This is a genomic window from Paenibacillus sp. YPG26, assembly GCF_023704175.1.
Lineage (GTDB): Bacteria > Bacillota > Bacilli > Paenibacillales > Paenibacillaceae > Fontibacillus.
This window is the reverse complement of record NZ_CP084530.1, coordinates 3,943,957-3,966,665: the sequence shown is the minus strand read 5'-3', so window position 1 is coordinate 3,966,665 and position 22,709 is coordinate 3,943,957. Positions and strand designations below refer to the sequence as shown.

At 46.3% G+C, this 22,709-nt stretch carries 24 protein-coding genes and 1 tRNA gene; 19 read left to right on the top strand and 6 right to left on the bottom strand.

All coding sequences use genetic code 11. The annotated features are described in order from the left end of the window. Nucleotides 1-486: 486 nt before the first annotated feature. The 4 genes from LDO05_RS18825 to LDO05_RS18810 all read right to left on the bottom strand — a co-directional run bounded on the left by LDO05_RS18825 (nt 487) and on the right by LDO05_RS18810 (nt 6,084). Nucleotides 487-1,983 (bottom strand): hypothetical protein, encoded by a 1,497-nt coding sequence (locus LDO05_RS18825; RefSeq protein WP_251376843.1) that lies wholly within the window; start codon nt 1,981-1,983, stop codon nt 487-489. A gap of 301 nt (nt 1,984-2,284) precedes the next feature. Further along, entirely contained in the window at nt 2,285-3,829 is a 1,545-nt protein-coding gene (gntK, locus tag LDO05_RS18820; RefSeq protein ID WP_251376841.1) for a gluconokinase, read from the bottom strand. A gap of 30 nt (nt 3,830-3,859) precedes the next feature. Beyond that, nucleotides 3,860-5,221: a GntP family permease gene (locus tag LDO05_RS18815; protein ID WP_251376839.1), complete on the bottom strand. Its 1,362-nt coding sequence runs from the start codon at nt 5,219-5,221 to the stop codon at nt 3,860-3,862. A 185-nt stretch (nt 5,222-5,406) separates the two neighbouring features. After that, nucleotides 5,407-6,084, bottom strand: a complete 678-nt coding sequence (locus LDO05_RS18810) for a GntR family transcriptional regulator (protein ID WP_251378790.1) — start codon at nt 6,082-6,084, stop codon at nt 5,407-5,409. A 484-nt stretch (nt 6,085-6,568) separates the two neighbouring features. On the opposite strand from LDO05_RS18810, the gene rpmH reads away from it, so the two are divergent. From rpmH to LDO05_RS18750, 12 genes are all read left to right on the top strand, one after another. Continuing rightward, nucleotides 6,569-6,703, top strand: coding sequence for a 50S ribosomal protein L34 (rpmH, locus tag LDO05_RS18805; protein WP_068621644.1), 135 nt, complete (start codon nt 6,569-6,571; stop codon nt 6,701-6,703). 124 nt (nt 6,704-6,827) lie between these two features. Continuing rightward, nucleotides 6,828-7,178, top strand: coding sequence for a ribonuclease P protein component (rnpA, locus tag LDO05_RS18800; RefSeq protein WP_251376837.1), 351 nt, complete (start codon nt 6,828-6,830; stop codon nt 7,176-7,178). A 72-nt stretch (nt 7,179-7,250) separates the two neighbouring features. Continuing rightward, nucleotides 7,251-8,126 carry a YidC/Oxa1 family membrane protein insertase gene (locus tag LDO05_RS18795; protein ID WP_251376835.1) on the top strand — a complete coding sequence of 292 codons (876 nt, stop codon included), beginning with the start codon at nt 7,251-7,253 and terminating at the stop codon, nt 8,124-8,126. Further along, a complete protein-coding gene (gene jag / locus LDO05_RS18790; RefSeq protein WP_251376834.1) occupies nt 8,123-8,845 on the top strand; it encodes an RNA-binding cell elongation regulator Jag/EloR in 723 nt (240 codons plus the stop codon). The genes LDO05_RS18795 and jag overlap by 4 nt, the downstream gene beginning before the upstream one ends. A 69-nt stretch (nt 8,846-8,914) precedes the next feature. Then, on the top strand, nt 8,915-10,294 hold the full coding sequence (mnmE, locus tag LDO05_RS18785; protein ID WP_251376832.1) for a tRNA uridine-5-carboxymethylaminomethyl(34) synthesis GTPase MnmE: 1,380 nt from the start codon (nt 8,915-8,917) through the stop codon (nt 10,292-10,294). 158 nt (nt 10,295-10,452) lie between these two features. After that, entirely contained in the window at nt 10,453-12,339 is a 1,887-nt protein-coding gene (mnmG, locus tag LDO05_RS18780; protein WP_251376831.1) for a tRNA uridine-5-carboxymethylaminomethyl(34) synthesis enzyme MnmG, read from the top strand. A 3-nt stretch (nt 12,340-12,342) separates the two neighbouring features. Next, nucleotides 12,343-13,065 (top strand): 16S rRNA (guanine(527)-N(7))-methyltransferase RsmG, encoded by a 723-nt coding sequence (gene rsmG / locus LDO05_RS18775; protein WP_251376829.1) that lies wholly within the window; start codon nt 12,343-12,345, stop codon nt 13,063-13,065. A gap of 559 nt (nt 13,066-13,624) precedes the next feature. Then, nucleotides 13,625-14,440: a nucleoid occlusion protein gene (noc, locus tag LDO05_RS18770; protein WP_251376823.1), complete on the top strand. Its 816-nt coding sequence runs from the start codon at nt 13,625-13,627 to the stop codon at nt 14,438-14,440. Between the two features lie 164 nt (nt 14,441-14,604). Next, nucleotides 14,605-15,366, top strand: a complete 762-nt coding sequence (locus LDO05_RS18765) for a ParA family protein (protein ID WP_251376818.1) — start codon at nt 14,605-14,607, stop codon at nt 15,364-15,366. Next, the gene (locus LDO05_RS18760) at nt 15,359-16,204 is read left to right on the top strand and encodes a ParB/RepB/Spo0J family partition protein (protein WP_251376817.1); all 846 of its coding nucleotides are present in this window, start codon (nt 15,359-15,361) and stop codon (nt 16,202-16,204) included. Before LDO05_RS18765 ends, LDO05_RS18760 begins: the two co-directional genes overlap by 8 nt. A gap of 107 nt (nt 16,205-16,311) precedes the next feature. Continuing rightward, the gene (locus LDO05_RS18755) at nt 16,312-17,454 is read left to right on the top strand and encodes an aminotransferase class V-fold PLP-dependent enzyme (protein WP_251376816.1); all 1,143 of its coding nucleotides are present in this window, start codon (nt 16,312-16,314) and stop codon (nt 17,452-17,454) included. A 26-nt stretch (nt 17,455-17,480) separates the two neighbouring features. Beyond that, nucleotides 17,481-17,981: a DUF4446 family protein gene (locus LDO05_RS18750; protein WP_251376815.1), complete on the top strand. Its 501-nt coding sequence runs from the start codon at nt 17,481-17,483 to the stop codon at nt 17,979-17,981. On the opposite strand, the gene yyaC is transcribed toward LDO05_RS18750, so the two are convergent. Further along, nucleotides 17,908-18,564: a spore protease YyaC gene (gene yyaC, locus LDO05_RS18745; RefSeq protein WP_251376814.1), complete on the bottom strand. Its 657-nt coding sequence runs from the start codon at nt 18,562-18,564 to the stop codon at nt 17,908-17,910. The two genes, LDO05_RS18750 and yyaC, sit on opposite strands and share 74 nt — an antisense overlap. Nucleotides 18,565-18,721: 157 nt before the next feature. Between yyaC and LDO05_RS18740 the strand changes: the two genes are divergently transcribed. From LDO05_RS18740 to LDO05_RS18725, 4 genes are all read left to right on the top strand, one after another. Continuing rightward, entirely contained in the window at nt 18,722-18,982 is a 261-nt protein-coding gene (locus tag LDO05_RS18740; RefSeq protein ID WP_251376813.1) for a putative Se/S carrier protein, read from the top strand. A gap of 53 nt (nt 18,983-19,035) precedes the next feature. After that, entirely contained in the window at nt 19,036-19,908 is an 873-nt protein-coding gene (locus LDO05_RS18735) for a mechanosensitive ion channel family protein (protein WP_251376812.1), read from the top strand. Nucleotides 19,909-19,960: 52 nt separating this feature from the next. Further along, complete coding sequence (locus tag LDO05_RS18730) at nt 19,961-20,185, top strand: DUF951 domain-containing protein (protein WP_251376811.1); 225 nt, start codon at nt 19,961-19,963, stop codon at nt 20,183-20,185. An 85-nt stretch (nt 20,186-20,270) separates the two neighbouring features. Then, nucleotides 20,271-20,361: transfer RNA gene (locus LDO05_RS18725), tRNA-Ser, on the top strand. Nucleotides 20,362-20,813: 452 nt separating this feature from the next. Here the strand turns inward: LDO05_RS18725 and LDO05_RS18720 are convergent. After that, nucleotides 20,814-21,011 (bottom strand): YjzC family protein, encoded by a 198-nt coding sequence (locus LDO05_RS18720; protein ID WP_251376810.1) that lies wholly within the window; start codon nt 21,009-21,011, stop codon nt 20,814-20,816. A gap of 255 nt (nt 21,012-21,266) precedes the next feature. Between LDO05_RS18720 and rpsF the strand changes: the two genes are divergently transcribed. The 3 genes from rpsF to rpsR are packed head-to-tail and all read left to right on the top strand — an operon-like array spanning nt 21,267 to nt 22,360. After that, a complete protein-coding gene (gene rpsF, locus LDO05_RS18715) occupies nt 21,267-21,551 on the top strand; it encodes a 30S ribosomal protein S6 (protein WP_251376809.1) in 285 nt (94 codons plus the stop codon). A gap of 40 nt (nt 21,552-21,591) precedes the next feature. After that, the gene (gene ssb, locus LDO05_RS18710; RefSeq protein WP_251376808.1) at nt 21,592-22,065 is read left to right on the top strand and encodes a single-stranded DNA-binding protein; all 474 of its coding nucleotides are present in this window, start codon (nt 21,592-21,594) and stop codon (nt 22,063-22,065) included. Between the two features lie 22 nt (nt 22,066-22,087). Further along, the gene (rpsR, locus tag LDO05_RS18705; RefSeq protein WP_082927055.1) at nt 22,088-22,360 is read left to right on the top strand and encodes a 30S ribosomal protein S18; all 273 of its coding nucleotides are present in this window, start codon (nt 22,088-22,090) and stop codon (nt 22,358-22,360) included. The last annotated feature ends 349 nt before the right edge of the window (nt 22,361-22,709 follow it).

Sequence of the window (22,709 nt, the reverse complement as noted above, 5' to 3'; positions counted from 1 at the left end):
AGACTGTCACTCCTTTAAAATCTTCCAATTGTGGTTAAAGCCATGCGTGGAATGTCGAAAAAAACTGAAATATGGGGGGATTATCCCCATTAATCAGTGAAACGGGAGGATATACACAAAGTATAAAATCAAATTGTTCACAATTTTATCCACAGGCTGTTGATAAACATATATTAAAAACTGAGATATTCACACAGAAAACAATTCAATCATAGCAAAAGAAGTGTTATATTTCAACGTAAAGCAGGAATTTATCCACAAATTCAATAACTTGTGTATAAATATAATTCACACCACTACATATTGTTTATAAATTGTTTAAAATTCGACAGAGCTTGTAGAAAACCAAAAAAAATTATGCACAGGTTGTGCCAAAAAATAAACCGGCTGTCCCCAGTTCATCGGGTTCAGCCGGTTTTGCTTGTTCAATAGATAAGGCTCATTTTTCAGCTAAAATTTTCTGAAAATCGTTCGATTTTCAGTTGTCTAGTTCGGCAGATATGGACGGACGACCAGTACTGTAGCGTAAGCCTTGTGTCCCTGGTATTCCGCAGTAATCTTCGTAAGACCTGGAGCCAGTCCGGTGATGTTGCCTTGATCGTCAATCGAGACAATGTCCGGATGCTCTATGGTGAACCGGGTATCGTTAGTAACGGGAAGGGTCGTGCCGTCTGGTTTTTTGAGCATCGCATTTACATCAAAGGTATGATCCACCGTAATGGAGTATTCATCGGAATCCAAGTAAAAGCTGATCTCGCCGCCTCCAGGACCTTCATTCGGGGAGACTGATTTGTACCTGCTCAGCACTAAATGGGTTGCGCCTTCACTACTACTTAACACCAGCAGTCCTCCCCCAGGAATTACAGATCGTACAGATTTGGAGGGAAGTTCGGGAATTTCTTGAGTCACTACGTCAAGGATGGCTCCTTTGGAATTAATGTTCAGGGTCACATCAGCTTTTGTAACCTTGTTTGTGCCTGATATAAGGAATCCAGTGGAAGAGGGTTTCAGCTCGTAGAAAGTAGCGTCTTTTAGCTCCGGTGTAGTATCAGCCAGTTTCTTGTTCCATACCGTCTGCCCTTGTTTATCAATCTTCCAAAGTCCATCCGGATTGAGCAGTACATATCCGTCGCCTTCCGGAGCCTTCTCGATTTCATAGAAAGTTGATCTTCCCCAATCGTTAGTCACTTTGGTTCGTTTGAATTGCACTTGTCCAGCAGCATCATATTTGACCAGTAAAGGATAACCTCGTGCATCCTGAGCAAGCCGTGTCCTGCCTATAGCCCAGTAGCCTCCATCCTCACTCTCTATAGCGTTGCTGAAATATTGATCATCACTGAATTCCTCGAGTTCGTTATACCTGAAATAATGCTCCCATTCCTTCGTTCCATTAGCACTTACCTTTATAATATTGGCGGGAGCTGTATCCGACACATTATAAGTGGAGGTGGTGACGATGTAACCCCCATCCTTAGTCTCCCTGACTTCATTGATCGAATTACCCACACCCTTTCCATACATTTGCCCCCACTCTCGCTGTCCCGAGGCTGAAAGCTTGAGCAGATAGGCTCGATATACAAACTTGCCTCCACTATCATCCTTAACTGCCCCGCTTATGAGATATCCGCCATCTTTAGATTGCTGAATGTTGTATCCATATACAGCTTCTGTATCATATTGATCCTCAAAGTACTCGTTCTCCCATTCCACCCTGCCGTCCTTGTCCGTCTTGACTACATATACCTTCGTCAGGTAACCGTCCCGTTTGGTAGTGTAACCAAGAATGACACTTCCCCCGTCGGCGGTTGGAGCTACATTAGTGTACTCATTGTAATTAGCCGGATCTCCATAGAATTGAGTCCATTCCTTCTCCAACACCGGTGAACTTGAGGCTGCGTAACTTGAACCTGCTTGTCCTGTCCAAAGACTGAGTCCCAGGCATGCTGCGGTGAACAGCTTCCCATACTTTTGCAAAACACCCATCAATCCCGATCCCTCCTCGAATTGGTAATGTCATACAATTCCATTGTGCTGGATAACCTGGTTGGTTAACAGGTGCGCCGGGACCCAAATAAGCTATGAGCTTTGACGCATTTATGAGTGGGGTAGAAAAGTCTGACTATGCTGGTCTTTGTCCTTAGTCCTACTCAAAAAAAATAAACCGCCTGCCCCCAGTTCATCGGGTTCAGCCGGTTGTCCTTGTTCGATATATAAAGGCTCATTTTTGAGCTAAAAATCTCCTGAAAATCGTTCGATTTTCAGTTAGACACAGCCAAGATTATCATTATTTGTCCAGGATTCTCCGCTGAATCTTGGATATGGCTGCATACTCTTCCTCCAGATTACGAGAGATACGTATATAGATCGGCAGAAGCTCCTGGTACATCTCCACGTTCTCGTGGATCGGCTTGTGGCGATGAGTAGGGCCTACCATGGTTGAGACGATGGATAGGGAGTCGACCTTACCCAGCGCATAGAGTCCAAGCACTACCGCGCCAAGACAGGAGCTCTCGAAGCTCTCCGGCACGATCACTTCCTGGTCAAAAATATCCGCCATCATCTGACGCCAAATGGGCGATCTGGCGAAGCCGCCTGTAGCTTGTATGACGGAAGGTACCATCTGCTCCTTCATGGCCAGCAGGACGGTATACATATTGAAGATAACGCCCTCTAGCACGGAACGAACCATATGCTCCTTCTTGTGATGAAGAGTCAGACCGAAGAAGGAACCACGGGCATCCGGGTTCCACAGCGGAGCTCTCTCCCCTGTCAAATAAGGGTGGAAGAGCAGGCCATCAGAGCCGGGACGCACTCTCTCGGCAATTTTGGTTAGGACATCATAAGGGTTGATTCCGAGTCTCTTGGCAGTCTCAACCTCAGAAGCGGCGAACTCGTCACGAACCCAGCGGAAGATCATTCCGCCGTTATTAACCGGGCCGCCAATCACCCACTGCTTGTCGGTTAGAGCATAACAGAAGGTTCTTCCTTTCGGATCGGTAACAGGCTTGTCTACAACCGTTCGGATTGCCCCGCTTGTGCCGATGGTTGCAGCTAATACACCCGGCTCTATAGCATTTACACCTAAGTTGGAGAGTACTCCGTCACTGGCTCCGATGACAAAAGGGGTTGATGGCAGCAAACCCATCACCCCTGCATATATTGGATCCAGCTTGTCCAGCTTGTAAGTCGTCGGTACAAGCTGCGACAGACGATCTTTCGTAATTCCTGCTGCACGCAGCGCTCCTTCATCCCAATCGAGCTGCTCCAGGTTCAGCAGCCCGGTGGATGAAGCGATGGAATGGTCAACCACGTATTCATGGAATAGCTTGGCCGTTACGTACTCTTTAATAGATATAAATTTACTTGTGCGGCTGAAAATTTCAGGATGCTCCTCACGCAGCCAGATTAGCTTGGTGAGGGGGGACATCGGATGGACCGGTGTCCCTGTCCGCAAATAGATCTCATGGCCGCCCATTTCATGCTTGAGCTTGGCCGCCCAGGGCGCACTACGGTTGTCTGCCCAGGTAATGCATGCGGTTAACGGCGCGCCGTTCCCGTCGACAGCAATGACACTGTGCATCGCGGAGCTGAAAGCTGCAAACATAATTTGTTCCGGCCTTACTCCGCTTTTCACCATCACCTGTCGAACGGAATCCAACACAGCCTTAAAGATCTGCTCAGGATCTTGTTCAGCCACAGAGGAAGTGGGCGTGTACAGCGGGTACTCGTTGGTTGCCGAGGTAACAACCCTTCCGTTCTCTTCAAAAAGTACCGCCTTCGTGCTGGTCGTACCCATATCGATGCCTATCATATAGTTGATGAAATTCATGTGTGTACCTTCTTTCTGTATGGCTGCGCCTTACAAGAAGGCGCTGAGGATTAGAATGAGAACAAGTCCCATAACAGATAGCAGGGTCTCCATCACCGTCCATGACTTCAGCGTCTGAGGCACGGTCATATTGAAGAACTCTTTAACCATCCAGAAGCCCGCGTCATTCACATGTGACAAAATAATCGAGCCGGCACCGGTCGCAAGTACGACTAGTTCTACGTTGGCACCTGGAGTCAGGGCCAATACGGGAGCTACAATGCCTGCGGCTGTAGTCATAGCTACAGTAGCTGAGCCAGTTGCCACACGAATTAGTGCAGCTACAAGCCAGGCGAACAGGATTACGTTAATATGAGCGCTGGTTGCCATTTCGGCAATCGCATTTCCTACACCACTGTTAATCAGAACCTGCTTGAATGCACCACCCGCACCAATAATTAAGATGATCGTTGCTGTTGGGGCCAGGCATTCGCTGGTGAACTTGCTGATATCTTCTTTGGAGAATTTTCTCGCAAAGCCTAGTGAAAAGAAGGAGAAGACCGCTGCGATAAGCAGGGCGATAATTTCATGACCGATAAATTCACAGAAGCGGGTGAAGCCATACACTGCCTTGGGATCCAAAATATTGGCTACAGACCCGATCAGCATCAAGATTACAGGAAGAAGGATGGTGAACAGCGTAATCCCAAAGCCAGGAAGACCCCGGTCACTCTTAAGCGCGAACTGTTCAGCCAATTTCGCAGGCGGCTCAACCTTGATACGTTTTCCAATATATTTACCGAATAGGGGACCCGCGAAGATAGCTACAGGCAGACCCACCAGAATAGAGTAAAGAAGAGTCTTGCCAAGATCCGCCTTATAAGCGTCAATAGCGATCATTGGAGCTGGATGCGGGGGTACCAATCCATGAACCGTAGACAGACCGGCGAGGATCGGAATCCCGATTTGAAGCAGGGACATCTTGGTCTTCTTGGCGACCGTAAATACGATAGGAATCAAGAGAATAACGCCGACTTCAAAAAAGACGGGAATACCAACAATGAATCCAACGAACATCATAGCCCAGTGAACTCTTTTCTCCCCGAATCTGTTAAGCAAAGTTGTAGCAATCTGCTCAGCGCCGCCGGATTCAGCCATCATTTTGCCGAGCATGGTACCAAGCCCAATGACAATCGCGATAGTCCCTAGGGTTCCACCAAGACCTCCGGTCAGAGATTTAATGACCTCTTCAGGCTTCATACCGGCAAGCAGCCCGAGCATTAATGCCGATATTAGCAGAGTAACGAATGGATTCCATTTATATTTGGAGATCAGAACAATTAGGAAAACGATGGTGATAAGCGTCCATATTAACAATGTAACATTATGACTCAACCCGAAGATGCTATTCATGTAGTAGTGCTCCTCTTTGTTATAACTTAAAAGCGCTTACAATTATTACCCATTCGTATTAATAAGATTAGCTATTCTGATATTACTTATGCTGTGTACTTGTCGACAAGTTGAGCGAAGAGAAGCTGATGCTTCTGCAATATGGACTGGAACTAAATATTAAATTAGCTCATTCCATCTGGCTGCTATTGACTAGGGAAGCTGTGATGAAGAGTGGTGCGGGAATCCGAGAAGTATTCACGAACTACATCTTCAATACGGCCCGGGTTCTTGGATTCAAGTCCCTCAATTAGGATCCTGTGTTTATTTACTACAAATTGAACCTTGTCATCCCCCTCAGAGAATACCTCCTCGGTAGTGACCAGCATGACGGTCATCACGATATGCCGAATGCTCTTCCAAAGGTGGAGAATCCGAGTGTGATCGGCCTCCAGGATCATGGCTTCGTGAAATGATAAATCCTGAAACGAGAAATCTACAACGTCCCGATGTCTGGCGGCAAGCTCCATCTTGTCAATCGTCTGCTTTAATGAAGGAAGCAGGCCCGTTAACTTCATTCTCGGCAGCCGCTGCTGTACGAAGCTTTCTATTAGATAGCGCACATCGTACAATTCTTCCACATCCTTGAGGCTGAGCCCCAGCACTACAGCTCCCATTCGCTCTAACCGAATGAGCCCTTCACTCGAAAGCGTTCTAATTGCTTCACGAACAGGGGACCTGCTTGTGCCAAAATCCGCCGCAATGCGGTTCTCGGATAGGACTTCACCAGGTTTTATTGTACCCTTTATAATTTGCAATCTGAGTTCACAAGCGATCGATTCACCCAGGGAAGCTCCTTGGAGCCACGAAGAAGGATAATGCATCATCCATAACTCTCCTATCAAAAATTCGAGTGTACGTTATTAAACGCATATCTCGATCTTAGCACAGTTACGTGAGCGGGTTCTAGGAATCTTCCTGCTGATCGCTAAAGATCATCTCCTTTAGAACAAGAAGTATACTTGTATACAACTTATATTAACCGAGAACTGGGGGGATGTAAACTTAAAATGTAAGCGATATCATAAGGTATTTTTTCCCTAACGAATTTTGGGGTATAAGTAGCTCTGATTATTCTAAAAATAATTATGCACATGTGTATAAATCATTTATCTCAGTTATTTGACTTTTTATTGTGGATAAGTGATTCCGCGGTGAAGTTATCCACCGAATGGAGTTAAATTCTTTGCTTGAAAGTAGGGAGCTTTGGTTGACTTTATAAGCATTTCGTGGTTAAATGTAAAAAGGCTTTTTCTGCGGTGAAATATAGTAAGAAGAAGACAGTAATCCTGTGAGGGGGTGCAATATATGAAACCGACTTTCAAACCGAATGTGAGCAAACGTAGTAAGGTTCACGGTTTCCGTAAGAGAATGAGCACAAAAAACGGCCGCAAGGTGTTGGCTGCTCGCCGTCTGAAGGGTAGAAAAGTACTTAGTGCGTAAATGATACGCGTGAAGACCACTGCGGTGGTCTTTTTTTCATAAGAAGGCGTAATTTGAGACCATGCAAGAAAGTTAAAGGTACATCTCATCTATAAATTAGGTGTGCATTCCAAGGAGATTTGTCGTGCATAAGAAACTGCGTTTAAGAAACCGGGCTGATTTTGGACGGGTGTATCGTTATGGCAAGTCTTTTGCTAACCGCCAGCTGGTGGTCTATTGGTCTGTGAAGAATAATGTTGAACAGTTCCGTCTTGGAATTTCTGTAAGCAAGAAGATAGGTAATGCGGTAGTCCGCAACCGGATGAGGCGCTTGATCAAGGAGATTGTGAGGCTGCATAAGAGCGAAATCCGGGATCATGTGGACATCATTTTTATTGTAAGAAAAGGTGCTGTATCTATGGAGTATAAAGAGCTCGAGAAAAGCGTGCTCCATGCGCTCCGAAAGGCAGGCCTTACAAGGACTTCGCGTTCCTGACAGCTTGTTTATTTGTCGGATCAATTATGGTATGATTTAGGCTGATGGATTGGTTAAGAGAGGGGTTATGAAGTGTCACGATTGAAGTCAACTAAAAGCAAGTGGCTACTCATTGCACTGGCGGTCGGATTGCTCGTTCTGCTAGCTGGCTGTACACCAAGTGCAACAGCAACACACACTACAGAGGATTTGAAGGCCGGCAATTTCTGGGAGTCGAATGTAGTCTATTATTTCTCCCTGGCACTGGACACTTTTGCCCGATGGTTTGGCGGAGAGTACGGACTGTCCATTCTGGTTATGGTGATTATTGTTCGGACCCTAATTCTGCCGCTTACCCTTAAGTCAGTGAAGAGCACCAAGGCAATGCAGGCCATTCAGCCGCAGCTGGCCAAGATCAAAGAGCAATATAAGGACAACCCGCAGCTGCAGCAGCAAGAAACAATGAAGCTGTTCCAAGAGAATAAAGTAAACCCAATGGCTGGATGTCTACCGATGCTCATTCAAATGCCGGTATTCATCGCGCTGTATAACTCGATTATATATAATCCGCTTATCCGTGAGCACACCTTCTTATGGCTCGAGCTCGGCAAGCCGGACCACTTGTTCATCCTGCCAGCTTTGGCGGCATTGAGTACGTATGTTCAGACCAAGATGATGTCCAATATGAATCCTGCAGGGATGCAAGGGCCTATGCAGTTCATGATGTTTATCTACCCTGTGTTGATCTTTATCATGGCTTACAATTTCCCTGCCGCACTTCCTTTGTACTGGGTATTCAGTAATATCTATACGATTGTTCAGAACTACTTCATCTATAAGAAGCCAGCTGACGAAGTTGCAGTCGTTGAGGCAGCGCCTGTGAGCGGCAAGTCTAAGAGAGGTGGGTCTAACCTGAAGGCTGGTACGCCGGCAAGAGGCACCAACAAGGAGGCCAACAAGAAGAAATGAACAAAGTTGTGACGTCGGGAAAAACCATTGAAGATGCTGTAAGACAAGGATTGGCTAAGCTCGGCACCACCGAGGATCAAGTTGCCGTGAAAGTGTTAGAGCAGCCATCAAGAGGATTCCTGGGTCTGTTCGGAGTAAGGGAGGCCAAAGTAGAGATTACTTTGCTGACCGGTACGATGACAGAACCGCCAAAGGTCGAAGCAACTCATGTAGAGGTTATAGAGCAGTCAGCTGTAAGCAGCGAAGAATTTCAGCATGAAGGCAAAGATCCTTTTCAAGAGGCGGCGTCATTTATCTCGGATGTAGGCGAAAGCATGGGCCTGCAAGTTGAGGTAGAGATTGTGCACCGCAAGGACAGCACGATTCTTAACATCTCTGGTTCTGATCTTGGACTGTTAATAGGTAGACGGGGGCAGACCCTGGACGCTCTGCAGTATTTAGCCAATATCGTAGCGAACCGATATTCGGATAGCTTCATCCGGCTGGTTCTTGATGCGGAGAATTTCAGGGAACGCCGGAAGAAGACCCTGGAGGAGCTGGCTCTAAGACTTGCCGGCAAGGTCGTTCGTTCCCAGAAGGAAGTCTCTCTGGAGCCGATGTCTCCACAGGAACGCAAAGTGATTCATGCAAAGCTGCAGAATCATCCGGAAGTGAAGACCTATAGCAAGGGCGAGGAGCCCAATCGCAGAGTGGTTATTACAGTAAGACAAAGTAAATGAATGTAATGGGAGTGACGTTTGCCTCGGGCAATCGTCATTTCTTTTTATGTATATAAAAGGAGTGAGAAGATGGTTACAGATACTATTGCTGCAATCTCAACAGCTGTAGGGGAGGGCGGAATTGCCGTTATTCGGGTAAGTGGGCCAGAGGCTATAGCTGAGGTTGGACGGCTCCTCCGTTCCAAGACCCCTTTGGTGAATGCGGACAGTCATACCGTTCATTACGGATTCATTATAGATCCCGTCTCGGGAGATAAGCTTGAAGAGGTTCTCGTTACCCTGATGAGAGCACCGCGGTCGTTCACTACGGAGGATGTGGTGGAGATTAGCACCCACGGCGGGGTGATTTCGGTGAAAAGAGTGATGGATCTGCTGCTGAAGCAGCCTCTAATCCGGCTTGCCGAGCCGGGTGAATTCACCAAGCGGGCATTTCTGAATGGCCGGATTGATCTGTCCCAGGCCGAAGCGGTTATCGATCTGATTCGCTCCAAGTCTGACCGTGCATTCTCGGTTGCCTTGAAGCAGGTAGAAGGCGATCTGTCCCGCAGAATTCATGAGATCCGCCAGACCCTGCTGGAGACTCTTGCACATATCGAAGTGAACATTGACTATCCCGAGCACGATGTGGAGTCACTGACTTCGGAGTTCATTAAGGAGAAATGCACTCAGGCGCTCACGGGAATTGACCAATTGCTTAAGCGGGCTAATGAGGGGAAGATTCTTCGCGAGGGAATTACTACAGCTATAATCGGCCGGCCGAATGTAGGGAAGTCTTCATTGATGAATGCGCTCGTGAGAGAGAACAAGGCAATTGTTACGGACATTCCCGGAACTACCCGTGATGTAATCGAAGAATTCGTGACCATTAACAACATTCCACTCAAGCTGCTGGACACAGCGGGGATCCGGGAGACGATGGATGTAGTGGAGCAGATAGGAGTGGAGCGCTCCAAGGCTGCGGTTAATGAAGCTGATCTGATCCTGTTCGTGCTGAATGGAGCGGAGCCGCTGCATGAGGATGAGATTAAGCTGATGCAGCAAATTCAGCATCGGCAGGTTATTGTATTGATCAATAAGAGTGATCTTCCGCAGCAGGTTGATTTAGAGGTGGTTGGGCGTTATTTTCCGAAGGAGAACCGGGTTAATCTGTCTGTAAGAACCTCGGAAGGGCTGGAAAGCCTGGAAGAAGCAATTACTCATCTCTTCCTGGGAGGGCAGCTGGAGTCGGGGGATCTGACCTATGTCAGCAACGTAAGGCATATTGCCCTGCTTAATAAGGCGGCAGCCTCACTTAGAGATGCCTATGAGGCAGCAGACTCAGGGGTTCCTATTGATATTTACCAAATTGATGTAAGATTGGCCTGGGAGCAGCTTGGAGAGGTTATCGGGGACTCTGCTCCGGATTCACTGCTGGATCAAATATTCTCTCAATTCTGTCTTGGGAAATAAGTAAAATGAACGGTGTAAAGCCGGGGATCGTGGTATGATGGTGGATGTAGTTATTTTGGTGACATAGTTCTAATTCGGTAAATAAACGGTTCGGATTGCGGTTATGATGAAATTCATAAGGCAGGGGAACGTTCGATATATTAAGGAGGAAATAAATAATGGGATACCCGGCGGGAGATTATGATGTTATCGTCGTGGGTGCGGGCCATGCGGGTGTAGAAGCGGCTCTGGCGGCAGCTCGAATGGGCTGTAGTACACTTATGGTTACCATCAACCTGGACATGGTCGCATTTATGCCATGCAACCCATCTATAGGTGGGCCTGCGAAAGGCCATGTGGTCAGGGAGATTGATGCACTCGGCGGCGAAATGGGTCGTAATATTGACAAGACCTTCATTCAGATGCGAATGCTGAATACAGGAAAAGGGCCTGCCGTACATGCGCTGCGTGCCCAAGCGGACAAGTTCATGTATCAGCATGCCATGAAGGAAACCATGGAGAAGGAAGAGAATTTGACACTTCGCCAAGGGATGGTTGAAGAATTAATTATTGAAGACGGGAATTGTGTCGGTGTGGTTACCAAGACTGGAGCCGAGTACCGCGGGAAAGCAGTGGTGCTAACTACAGGTACTTACTTGCGCGGTAAAATCATCATGGGTGAGCTGATGTACGAAAGCGGGCCGAATAATCAGCAGCCTTCTGTAAGACTGGCTGCGCATCTTAAGGAGCTTGGCCTGGAGCTTGTAAGATTCAAGACGGGGACTCCGCCACGTGTTCACAAGGACACCATCGATTTCTCCCAGACGGAGATTCAACCTGGAGATGAGAAGCCCAAGTTCTTCTCCTATGAAACCAAAGGTTCTAATAATGAACAGCTGCCTTGCTGGTTGACGTATACTTCAATTGAAACTCATGAGATTATTAACGCCAATCTTCACCGTGCGCCGATGTTCTCAGGTGTAATTGAAGGTACGGGCCCAAGGTACTGTCCTTCAATTGAGGATAAGATTGTACGGTTCAGCGACAAGCCTAAGCATCAGATTTTCCTGGAGCCAGAAGGTAAGAACACTTCGGAGTATTACGTTCAAGGGTTGTCCACCAGTATGCCTGAGGATGTTCAGCTGCAGATTCTGCGTTCGATTCCAGGGCTGAAAAATGTGGAGATGATGCGTACGGGTTATGCCATTGAGTATGATGCTATGGTGCCGACACAGCTGTGGCCTTCACTTGAGACCAAGCTTGTGCCAGGCCTCTTCACAGCAGGACAATTGAACGGAACATCTGGATATGAGGAAGCAGCTGGCCAAGGGGTTATCGCGGGTATTAATGCGGCTCGCAAGGTGCAGGGCAGAGAACCTGTCGTTCTGGATCGATCCCAAGGTTACATTGGGGTGCTTATTGATGACCTGGTCACTAAGGGCACGAATGAGCCTTACCGCCTTCTTACTTCAAGAGCTGAATACCGGCTTCTTCTTCGTCATGATAATGCAGATCTTCGTCTGACACCTATCGGTTATGAGATCGGCTTGATTAAGCAGGACAGGTATGATCAATTTCTTAATAAAAAGCAGAATGTCGAGCTTGAAATTGAACGCCTGGGTGCAACCAAGGTACGCCCGGTAGAGGTTAATCCAATCCTTGAGGCCATCGGCTCGACCCCGATTCAAGACGGAAGCAACCTGCTAAATATTCTTCGACGCCCTGAAGTTAACTATGCTCATATCGAACCGTTATCTCCTTCCTCACTTGAATTGGATGAGGACATGAAGGAGCAGGTAGAGATTCAGATTAAATACGCGGGTTACATTGAGAAGCAGCTGCTGCATGTGGAACGACTTCAAAAGATGGAGAAGAAGAAGATTCCTGAGAATATCAAGTATGAGGATATTCATGGCATAGCGATGGAGGCACGGCAGAAGCTGGACCGAATCCGCCCAATCTCTATTGGCCAGGCTTCGCGGATCTCGGGGGTAACGCCGGCTGATATATCGATCCTTCTGGTATATCTTGAACACTACAACCGTGTAACTGCTGCAGGAGGATAAGCTATGGATTTAGTTCAATCCAATTTTGTTAGTTTGATCCAGGCGAAGGGGATTCACCTAAGTGAGCCCCAGCTTGAACAATTTGAGATCTACTTCCGGGAACTCGTATCCTGGAATGAGAAAATGAATCTAACTGGAATTACGGAGCGGGATCAAGTGTATGTGAAGCACTTTTATGATTCATTAACACTTGCTTTCTATAAAGAAATGGATTCCGTAAATCGTATGATTGACGTAGGATCGGGAGCTGGATTTCCAGGCATTCCACTCAAAATCGTATTTCCCCATCTCAAGCTTACCATTGTGGATTCACTTAACAAGCGAATCTCATTCCTCCAGCACGTGGTGAACGAGCTTGAGTTGAAGGATGTTCAGCTCATTCATGGCCGGGCAGAAGATATCGCCAGACTGCCAGAGCATCGTGATTCTTACGATCTCGCTACGGCAAGAGCTGTTGCACGCCTAGCCGTATTAAATGAGTTCTGTCTTCCATTTGTGAAGCCCGGAGGAGCCTTTGCCGCCATGAAAGGCAATGATCCTGAAGAGGAGATGAAGGAAGCTGCATTCAGTATGAAGGAGCTAAAAGGATCTTTGAAGGAAAGTCATAACTTCAATCTTCCTGTAGAGAATTCAGAGCGTCATATAATTCTGATCAAAAAAACTGCTCCAACACCTAAAAAGTATCCGCGAAAAGCGGGCACCCCATTAAAGACACCTCTAATATAGAGGTGTTATTTTTTTTGGGAATTTTTGTGTTCCACGTGAAACAATTAGTTAGCAGATGTCACCCGATTTTACCAAGTGTGCTAAATCAGCTTCTGTAAGAGGATCAGCTTAATGAAGTTGTCAGTAGTGAGTGGCTGTTGGGTGAATGGAGTAAAAGGGAAGTGACTTGGGGAGGGGATTGTATTTTATGATTTATGAGCTATGAGCTATGAGCTATGAGCTATGAGTTCAATTTTACTAGGGGGTATGGTCTACAGTTATATGATGGATGATCTGGCATGCTGCTCAGAGGTCTGCAGTTGTATATTTCTTTCAGTCATTCCATATGGAAGGAATGAATATAAACTGGTAAGATAGAGAATAGGATTATAGAGGAAAAAGTGATAGAATAGATTATATCCAAAGCATATGAATTTCCTTCTAGAACCGGATACTTATCTCTTTTAAGTCAGGGAATTCAAGGCCTTTATCGGATGCCATTTTGCTCATTCCCTCGAGAATGAAGATCATAAGGCAGCAGCGCCTTATGCTACTATGAAATTAGGTGGTAATCTACGGAATGAAAGAACAATTTTCTAAATTGTTTGGGTTGACCGAACGAAACAGCGGGGAAGAAGTAAAGCAACTTCCGGTAGATAACATTGTCGGCGGCCCGTATCAGCCTCGGACAGTTTTTGACGATGATAGAATTGATGAGTTATGTCAGACGATCAAGACGCATGGTGTGATTCAGCCTATCGTGGTTCGTTACCGGAATGAGAAATATGAGATTATTGCAGGGGAACGTCGTTGGCGTGCCGTGAAGAAGCTTGGATTCGAGACGATCCCTGCCATTGTTAGAGATTTCAATGATTCACAAGCTGCATCAATTGCTCTGATTGAGAATTTACAACGTGAGAATCTGTCTTCGATTGAAGAAGCAGTTGCTTACCAGAATTTGATTGATCTCCATCAACTGACTCAAGAGAGCCTTGCACAAAGACTAGGAAAGAGCCAGTCCACTATTGCTAACAAGATTCGTCTCTTGCAATTACCTGAAGTTGTGAAGAATGCTCTGATGGAGCGGAAGGTTACGGAACGTCATGCCAGGGCCCTACTATCATTAGATACAGAAGAACTTCAACTGAAGGTTCTGGAAGAGATTATTGCCAAGGATTTGAACGTAAAACAAACCGAAGCAAGAATTGCCTTTTATAAGGAAGTAGCTAAGAACAAAAAATCCAAGCGTATTTCTTTCACCAAAGATGTCCGTCTTGCTCTAAACACGATTCGGCAGTCCATTGATATGGTGTCGGGCTCCGGTCTGCAGATCAAGACGGCGGAGACAGATCATGAAGATCATTATGAAATCGTCATAAAGATTCCAAAACGTTAATGGTCAAGTATGCGCTAAGAAGGCGGCAGCAGTAGCCGCTTTTTCTGTCTTTTTGTAGCTGCCTCTTTGAGTTGACCCACATAATACAGCATGAAATGGTCTAAAGGATCATTGATCTGTATGGATCTACAAGAAGATTCTTAAATAATATTGAGGTGAACAGGTTGTCTAAAATCATTGCCATTGCCAACCAAAAGGGCGGTGTTGGGAAAACTACAACATCAGTCAATTTGGGAGCCGGGCTGGCTACGCTGGGGAAAAAGGTTCTACTTGTAGATATCGATCCACAGGGGAATACGACCAGCGGTATTGGTATTAATAAAGCTGATGTTGCTAACTGCATATATGATGTTCTGATCAATGAAGTCCATCCCAAAGAAGCAATCACGCCTACGCAAATCGAAGGGCTCGATATGATTCCGGCTACAATTCAGTTGGCTGGAGCCGAGATTGAGCTAGTGCCGACCATTTCTCGTGAAGTGCGGCTTAAGAAGTCTCTGCAGCAAGTGAAGAGCCAGTATGATTATATTATTATCGATTGCCCTCCTTCTTTAGGTATCCTGACGATTAACTCGTTAACTGCCGCAGACTCTGTCTTGATTCCCATTCAGTGCGAGTATTATGCTCTTGAGGGACTTAGTCAGCTGCTGAACACCGTACGCCTTGTCCAGAAGCACCTTAACACATCTCTACAAATCGAGGGTGTGCTGCTTACCATGTTCGATGCGAGAACCAATCTGGGGATTCAGGTTATTGAGGAAGTGAAGAAGTACTTCCAGCAAAAGGTCTACAGAACCGTTATTCCACGCAACGTTAGACTGAGCGAAGCACCTTCTCACGGACAGTCAATTATTACGTACGACCCTCGCTCAAAAGGGGCTGAGGTGTATTTAGAATTGGCAAAGGAAGTGATTTCTTATGAGTAAGCGTCTGGGAAAAGGACTTGACGCGCTGTTTCCATCGCTTTCTGTTAGTGATGAAGATAAGGTGGTAGAAATCCCCCTTAATCAGCTACGTGCAAATCCCTACCAGCCTCGTAAGACTTTTGATGAAGAAGCCATCAAGGATCTGGCAGAATCGATTCGTCAACATGGTGTGATTCAACCGATTATTGTCAGAAGTGTACTCAAAGGTTATGAAATCATTGCAGGGGAACGCCGATTCAGAGCTTCCCAATATTGCGGGAATACGACTATTCCTGCTGTGGTACGCAACTTCACGGATCAGCAGGTTATGGAAATTGCTCTCATAGAGAATCTTCAACGTGAGAATTTGAATGCGATGGAGATCGCAGTCGCTTATCAAGGGCTAATGGATCAATTCGAATTAACTCAGGAAGAATTATCCTTAAAGGTAGGTAAATCCCGTTCCCACATTGCCAACTTTCTTCGTCTCTTGGCCTTGCCTGATGAGGTGAAAGATTATGTTTCACGTGGAACATTATCCATGGGTCATGCAAGAGCCATTGTTGGATTGAAAGATACTGCGATTATAAAGCAGCTTGCCAAACAATGTATCGACAATGAGTGGAGCGTTAGAGAGCTTGAGGATGCTGTCCAGCAGCTTGACCGGAAGAAGCTAGATACCTCCAAAGTGAAAATCGCAGCTAAGAGAAGAGACCCTTATATCGAGGAAGTTGAAGAGAACCTTCGTGAGAGATTTAAGACTACTGTGAAGATCAAGCCGGCCAAGGATAAAGGCAAGATAGAGATCAACTACTTTAGCCAGCAGGATTTACAGAGATTGCTTGACATGCTCCAATGATTAATTGACATATTTCTCCTGTACTGTGAAGAGGGAGGGGTATGTCTTTCTTGATCTTATATTGGAAGTGAAGGTAAAGTTGACCTAGATGGGAAGGGTGGGAACTAGTGATTTATTTAGATCATGCGGCGACCTCATGGCCTAAGCCTGCAGGGGTGATTAAGGCAGTGCAAGAAGCGCTCTCAGGAAGTGCGGCGAATCCGGGCAGAGGGAACCATGCAATGGCTATTCAGGCCGGTAGAGTTCTCATGCGTTCGAGAAGCCGATTGGCGACACTGCTTGGGGTGGAGAATCCGGTAGACATTGCTTTTACTTCCAATACAACAAGCGCACTTAATCTAGCCATTAAGGGGCTTCTCAAGCCGGGAGATCATGTCATCGCCACAATGGTGGAGCACAACTCCGTAAGGCGTCCACTAGAGTTTCTAAAGCGTACCCAAGAGGTTAAGGTTGATTATATAAGTGCGAGTACAGAGGGGACAATTGACCTCTCACGTATGAAGAGTGCGTTTAGGGAAAATACTCGGTTAGTGGTATGCAGCCATAGCTCTAACCTGCTTGGCAGCATAGCGCCAATTGAGGACATCGCTCGCCTGGCTCATCAGCATGGGGCTGTACTGCTGGTTGATGCAGCTCAGACGGCCGGGGCCTATCCGATTCATGTGGGCAGCATGAATATAGACATGCTCGCTTTTCCAGGGCATAAAGCCTTGCTGGGACCACAGGGAACAGGGGGGCTCTATATAAGCCCCGATATAGATCTGGTTCCTCATCTGCATGGAGGGACTGGAAGTCAATCAGAGGAACTGGAGCAGCCTAAAGTTCGTCCGGATCGTTATGAAGCAGGCACCCCTAACACGGCAGGTATCGCCGGTCTAGGTGAAGGAGTAAGAGAAGTGCTTGCAGAGGGAGTAGAGCGTATCTACGCCCGGGAGTGGCAGTTAACGCAACAGCTTATGCAGGGACTAGCAGAGATTCCCGGAATAAGTCTGCTCGGTCCAGCGCTGGGGCAACCGAGAACTGGAATTGTAACTTTCAATGTAAGGAATCAGGATGCGGCTGAAGTGGCATTTCGACTAGACAGGGAGTATCAAATTGCAGTAAGGGCAGGCTTTCACTGCACACCATTAGGTCATGAGACAGCGGGTACAACACGAACAGGAGCGGTAAGAGCAAGCGTGGGCTATTCTACAACCGCCCAAGAGGTGGACGCCCTTATAGAGGCGATGCAGCAGTTATATAAGGCATAGATGATTATAGAGGGGTAGAGCCAGGGATGTTGGAATTGAATAATCTTGTCAGTGAACAATTGGGATTAATCGTCGTGGGAACTGCCTTGTTATTTATCTTATTGCTCATCTGGAATATTGTTCAGGGAAGCAAGCTGAAGAAGATGCGCCGCAAATATGAGATTATGATGGCCGGCGCGGGAGTTGAGAATCTGGAGTCACTCCTCATCGACTTAAAGGTCCAATTGGATTCCATTGAGGATGAGCAGGAGGTACAGCAGCAGCAGCTGCAATCTATCCAGAAGCTCCTTCCTAAGCAAAAAGCAAAAATAGGCATTAAACGATATAATGCCTTTAATGAACATGGGAATGAACTTAGCTTCTCAGTTGCATTTATAGATAGTCAGCTGGATGGAATCGTCCTGACGGGGATCTATAACCGTGATGGTTCTTATGTATATGCGAAGCCACTCGTCAAAGGGGAGTCGCCTTATTCACTCTCTCCTGAGGAAAAGGACGCCATTCATCTCGCCGAACAAGAGGTCTAAAGCTTCTGTCCCATTCTTTGATCGCCCCATACAGGCTGGTCGCGATAATATCAGACAGACGCATAACCAGACTGAGCCGGGTATTCTGTAATACAAAATATTCCATAAAGCCGCCGACATTGACGATGCCTGTAAGATGGATATCGCCGACCGGCGGCAGTTCTTTATGTACCCCTGCACCTGGACGAAGGGGACCATGAACGACCTGAATACAGCCTACACTGGATGATTGACCCAGACAGGCATCTATGCCAATCACGAATGGATTATCGTGCATCTGCTGAATATGAAGAAGGGTATCCTGGAGATTCATGGCATGTACGGGATCCTCCAGAGTGCCATACAGATGAAAGCTGCTGCTTTGAAGCTTGGATAGGGCGGTTCCAACCAGCGGGCCAAGACAATCCCCTGTGGATCTGTCCGTGCCAATACAGACTATAACAATCTCCTGCCTGGCTGTAAGCTTGGCGAAATGGAGAAGAAGCCGGTGCATAATAGCCGAATGTATGCCGGGCTCAGTATGCAGTATTTTTAAATAGGGGATCTCCTGAGCGGCGGTAGAGGCTGGATCTGTAAGGGACATAAAATCTTCCTTTCCATTCAATATAGAAGATAACTCCATAGGGTGCTGCCATGAAGCATTGCATTAGGTCGACAATATAGTAGATAGTATATGAATATTAGAAAGATTTTATACTTGGGTGATCTGTAATCTGCTTATGAAGGGGACATGTGTACTAATGGATAATTGGCTTGTGATGGCCTTCGATTCTACCCAGCAGGCGCTGCGTGCCGAGATGCTGCTTGAGTATGCAGAGGTGGAGATGGATCTGTTCCCGACGCCGAAGGAGATCACGGCGGGCTGTGCGCTTTCTATACAATTTGAACCTGGGAGCCTGCCGGTGGTGAAGGATATTATAAGGTCGGAGAGAGTAGAGATCAGAGGGATCTATTCGAAAGAGATGCAGGGTTATGTTACGATTGATATAGGAGCAGAGTGACAATTATTTAGATTAAGTCAAAGCCTTGTTGTGTGGAAAGAGGGGGGAGAGCCATGTTCTTCGCTGCAGAGACAGCTGTGGATCAAGCAAAACAAGCAGCGGTAACTTGGAAAGAAAAGATATCAGACTGGTTCACTAATGTGGGTATGTGGGAGAACATTCTGTTTTCCTGCATAAGAATCGTCATTATTCTAGTCATCACCCGGTTATTTATCAAACTCATATTTAAATTCATTGATCATTCGCTTCGGCGTCATGAGGACAGCCGTCTTAATGTGAATCCACGCCGCTTCGTCACTGTAGGCGAGCTACTGAAGAATGTCATCTCCATAGCTACCAATTTTGTAATGATTATGCTTCTACTCAGTGAGTTCGGCGTTAACTTGGCTCCATTGCTGGCAGGGGCGGGCGTATTCGGATTAGCAGTGGGGTTCGGAGCCCAGAGTCTGGTCAAAGATGTGATTACCGGATTCTTTATTATCCTTGAGGATCAATTTGCTGTAGGAGATGTGATCCAGACAGGAACCTTCAAAGGGACGGTGGAGATCATTGGACTGCGCACAACGAGGTTGGTTAGCTGGACAGGTGAGGTACATATTATTCCAAACGGCATGATTACTAATGTAACGAACTACTCACTTAATAATGCTCTTGCTGTGGTCGATATTCCGATAAGCAGCAAGAGGAAGCTGGATGAGTCCCTCGATATCTTGAAGAAGTCCATGACTGAACTCAAAGAGAACACCGAGGCTCTGGCGAATGTGCCTAATGTGCTGGGAGTACAATCGATGACCACTAGTGAGTATGTAGTGCGGATTGTTGGTGAATGTCTGCCCGGCAGACGTGCTGAGGTGGAGCGGGAGATTCAGAGTTATGCGAAGGAGGCCTTGGAGGAAGCAGAAGGTGAGCTTGCTGCTGAGGCATAGGGCACGCCTTTAGCTATTCTTGGATTAACATTGAGCGAAGGAGTTGTATGTATTGGAACGCAAAATATTTCAGCTTGGCGATATCGTTCAAATGAAAAAAAATCACCCTTGCGGCAGCAACGAAATGGAGATCATCCGGATGGGTATGGATATACGAATTAAGTGTGTAGGCTGCAAGCATAGCGTATTAATTCCAAGGGTCAAGTTTGAGAAAAATATGAAGAAGGTGCTTAGATCAGCAGAAGGGGAACCAGGGAGCGATAAGACATCCATATAGCCTGCCCTATGCATGAAAGGGCTGACTAGAAGGGCTAAGCTATATTGCAAACTGTACGGCAATATGTTAAAATCATTATTGCTGCGGAAAGGTACCCAAGAGGCCCAAGGGGGCTGACTCGAAATCAGCTAGGCGTCGCAAGGCGTGCGTGGGTTCGAATCCCACTCTTTCCGCCACTTCTGCAAATTTCAAATGGATTAGATCAACCTCCGTTACTGCGGAGGTTTTTTTGTTGTTGTGCGATGTATGAAGGAGCACCTAAAAAGGCCCCCGGATGGGGACCTCTTTGGTGGTAGACGGCGCACGAATGGAATTCTTCTCTCACACAAATGCAGGAGACATTCGGCAGTTGCAGCCTTACGCTGGAGCACCAGGAAGAGGGGTCTTCCTTGGGCGCCTCACGTTCCTAACCAGAGAACTAAAGCCTACACCCGGCAACCTTGTCTTCACAGACAAAGCACCGGATATTTCTTTAAATTACACTGTACATCGAGTTGTGAATAAGACTCCTAACAGATGTTTCGCTGAACAGGTCCAACGGAACCACACCTCTCTTGTACGCCGTCTAAACATAGAATGTGCAGAATGAAGAGGTCGTATACGAATATGCGTATGGTAAAAAATTACATCAGTGGACGCGGGCTTTCTCCGCCTTTTTCCACTTGCGGTTCTTATTGCTTGTCTCTGGGAAGATATCTCCCCGTTCGAGCTCAACCCGCTTTGGGTTTTGAATTTGGGTATGGAAGCTGCGCGCTTCCCCTACCTCAGTATAAATGCCAGGGTTAGGGGCTTTATCTCCGGGTTCAAACTCAGTCTGCTCGCCCATTATCAATTATCTCCCTTCCATATTAGAGTTGGTTCTACCGCCTTAGTGTGCACGCACCAAAGGAAGATCATGTGGGGAAGTAGCCGAAGGGATATGGAAGTTCATAACGAATTAGGAACATATATTCTTTATTTTCTCGAGTTTCACTTGCATCAGGCTTTCAAATTTGTTATATTACTATGGTGCGAGTTGACGCTCGCTCCTTGCTCCCAAGCTATGCATTGGGGGCCGTGAGTCCAAGAGGAGGTGAAAGATATGCGCAAATACGAAGTGATGTACATTATTCGTCCAGACCTTGAACAAGAAGCTCTTCAAGCTGTAGTCGAAAAATTCCAAGGCATCATCCAAAACGGCGGGGAAATTACAAAGCATGATGTTTTAGGCAAACGCCGGCTTGCGTATGAGATTAACAAGATTCGTGATGGAGTTTACGTTCTCGTGAACTTTACTGCGACTCCGGATGTAATTGACGAGTTGGAACGTATTTTAAAAATTTCCGACGAAGTTATCCGTTATCTCATTACAAAAGACGTTGCTTAATATGTGTTTGTAAATTTATCGCTCAGAGGAGGGGACCAGATTGTTGAACCGTGTCATTCTCATCGGAAGACTTACCCGTGATCCAGAACTGCGTTATACCCCAGCGGGCGTGGCGGTTACCCAATTTACCATTGCGGTAGACAGGCCGTTCACCTCACAAGGCGGAGAGCGCGAAGCGGACTTTATACCGGTCGTTACGTGGAGACAGCTGGCAGAGACATGTGCCAACTACTTGCGTAAAGGTCGTCTGACCGCAGTTGAAGGACGCATTCAAGTACGGAATTACGAGAATAACGAAGGCAAACGTGTATACGTTACCGAAGTCATTGCCGATAATGTCCGTTTCTTGGAGTCGAACCGTGATGGTGGCGGAAGCGGTCAACGGGAGGAATCTCCAGCATTTGGAGGCGGTGGCGGTGCGAACCGTAACAGCAGCAGCTCCCGAGGCAATCAAGATCCATTCTCCGATGACGGGAAACCGATCGATATTTCGGATGACGATTTGCCATTTTAATATTGGAAAGGACTGATACAGCATGGCTTTTAAACCAAGAGAAGGCGGAGACAACGACAAAAGACCGGCTCGCCGCGGCGGCCGTAACAAACGTCGTAAAGTGTGCTTCTTCACTGTGAACAAAATTACTCACATTGACTATAAAGACACTGAGTTGTTGAAGAAATTCATCAGCGAACGCGGTAAAATTTTGCCACGCCGTGTAACCGGCACTAGCGCAAAATACCAACGTTTGTTGACAATTGCAATCAAACGCTCCCGTCAAATCGCATTGTTGCCTTATACAACAGAGTAAGATTTGACTATAGAAAGCAGCCAATCATTGGCTGCTTTTTTTGTTGTGATGGATATGAGGGTAGAGTGAAAAGTATTTCTTATACATAACATTAAAAAAAAATTAAAAACAAACTGTAAATATAGTTGGAATTTTAGTAAATTTAATGTATATTATTTACTAATAATGAATCATAGCATTAATAAATCAATGTTTTTATTTGGAAAACATAGTGGAAAGCATTAACATTAATTGACCTGTGGTTAACAGAACAACCGGGGAATACATGTGAAAAAAATGCTACTAGAGTTACAATCCCGAGTAAACTCATCAAGATTAATGCTTTTTTATTATTAGGATATATTGAATA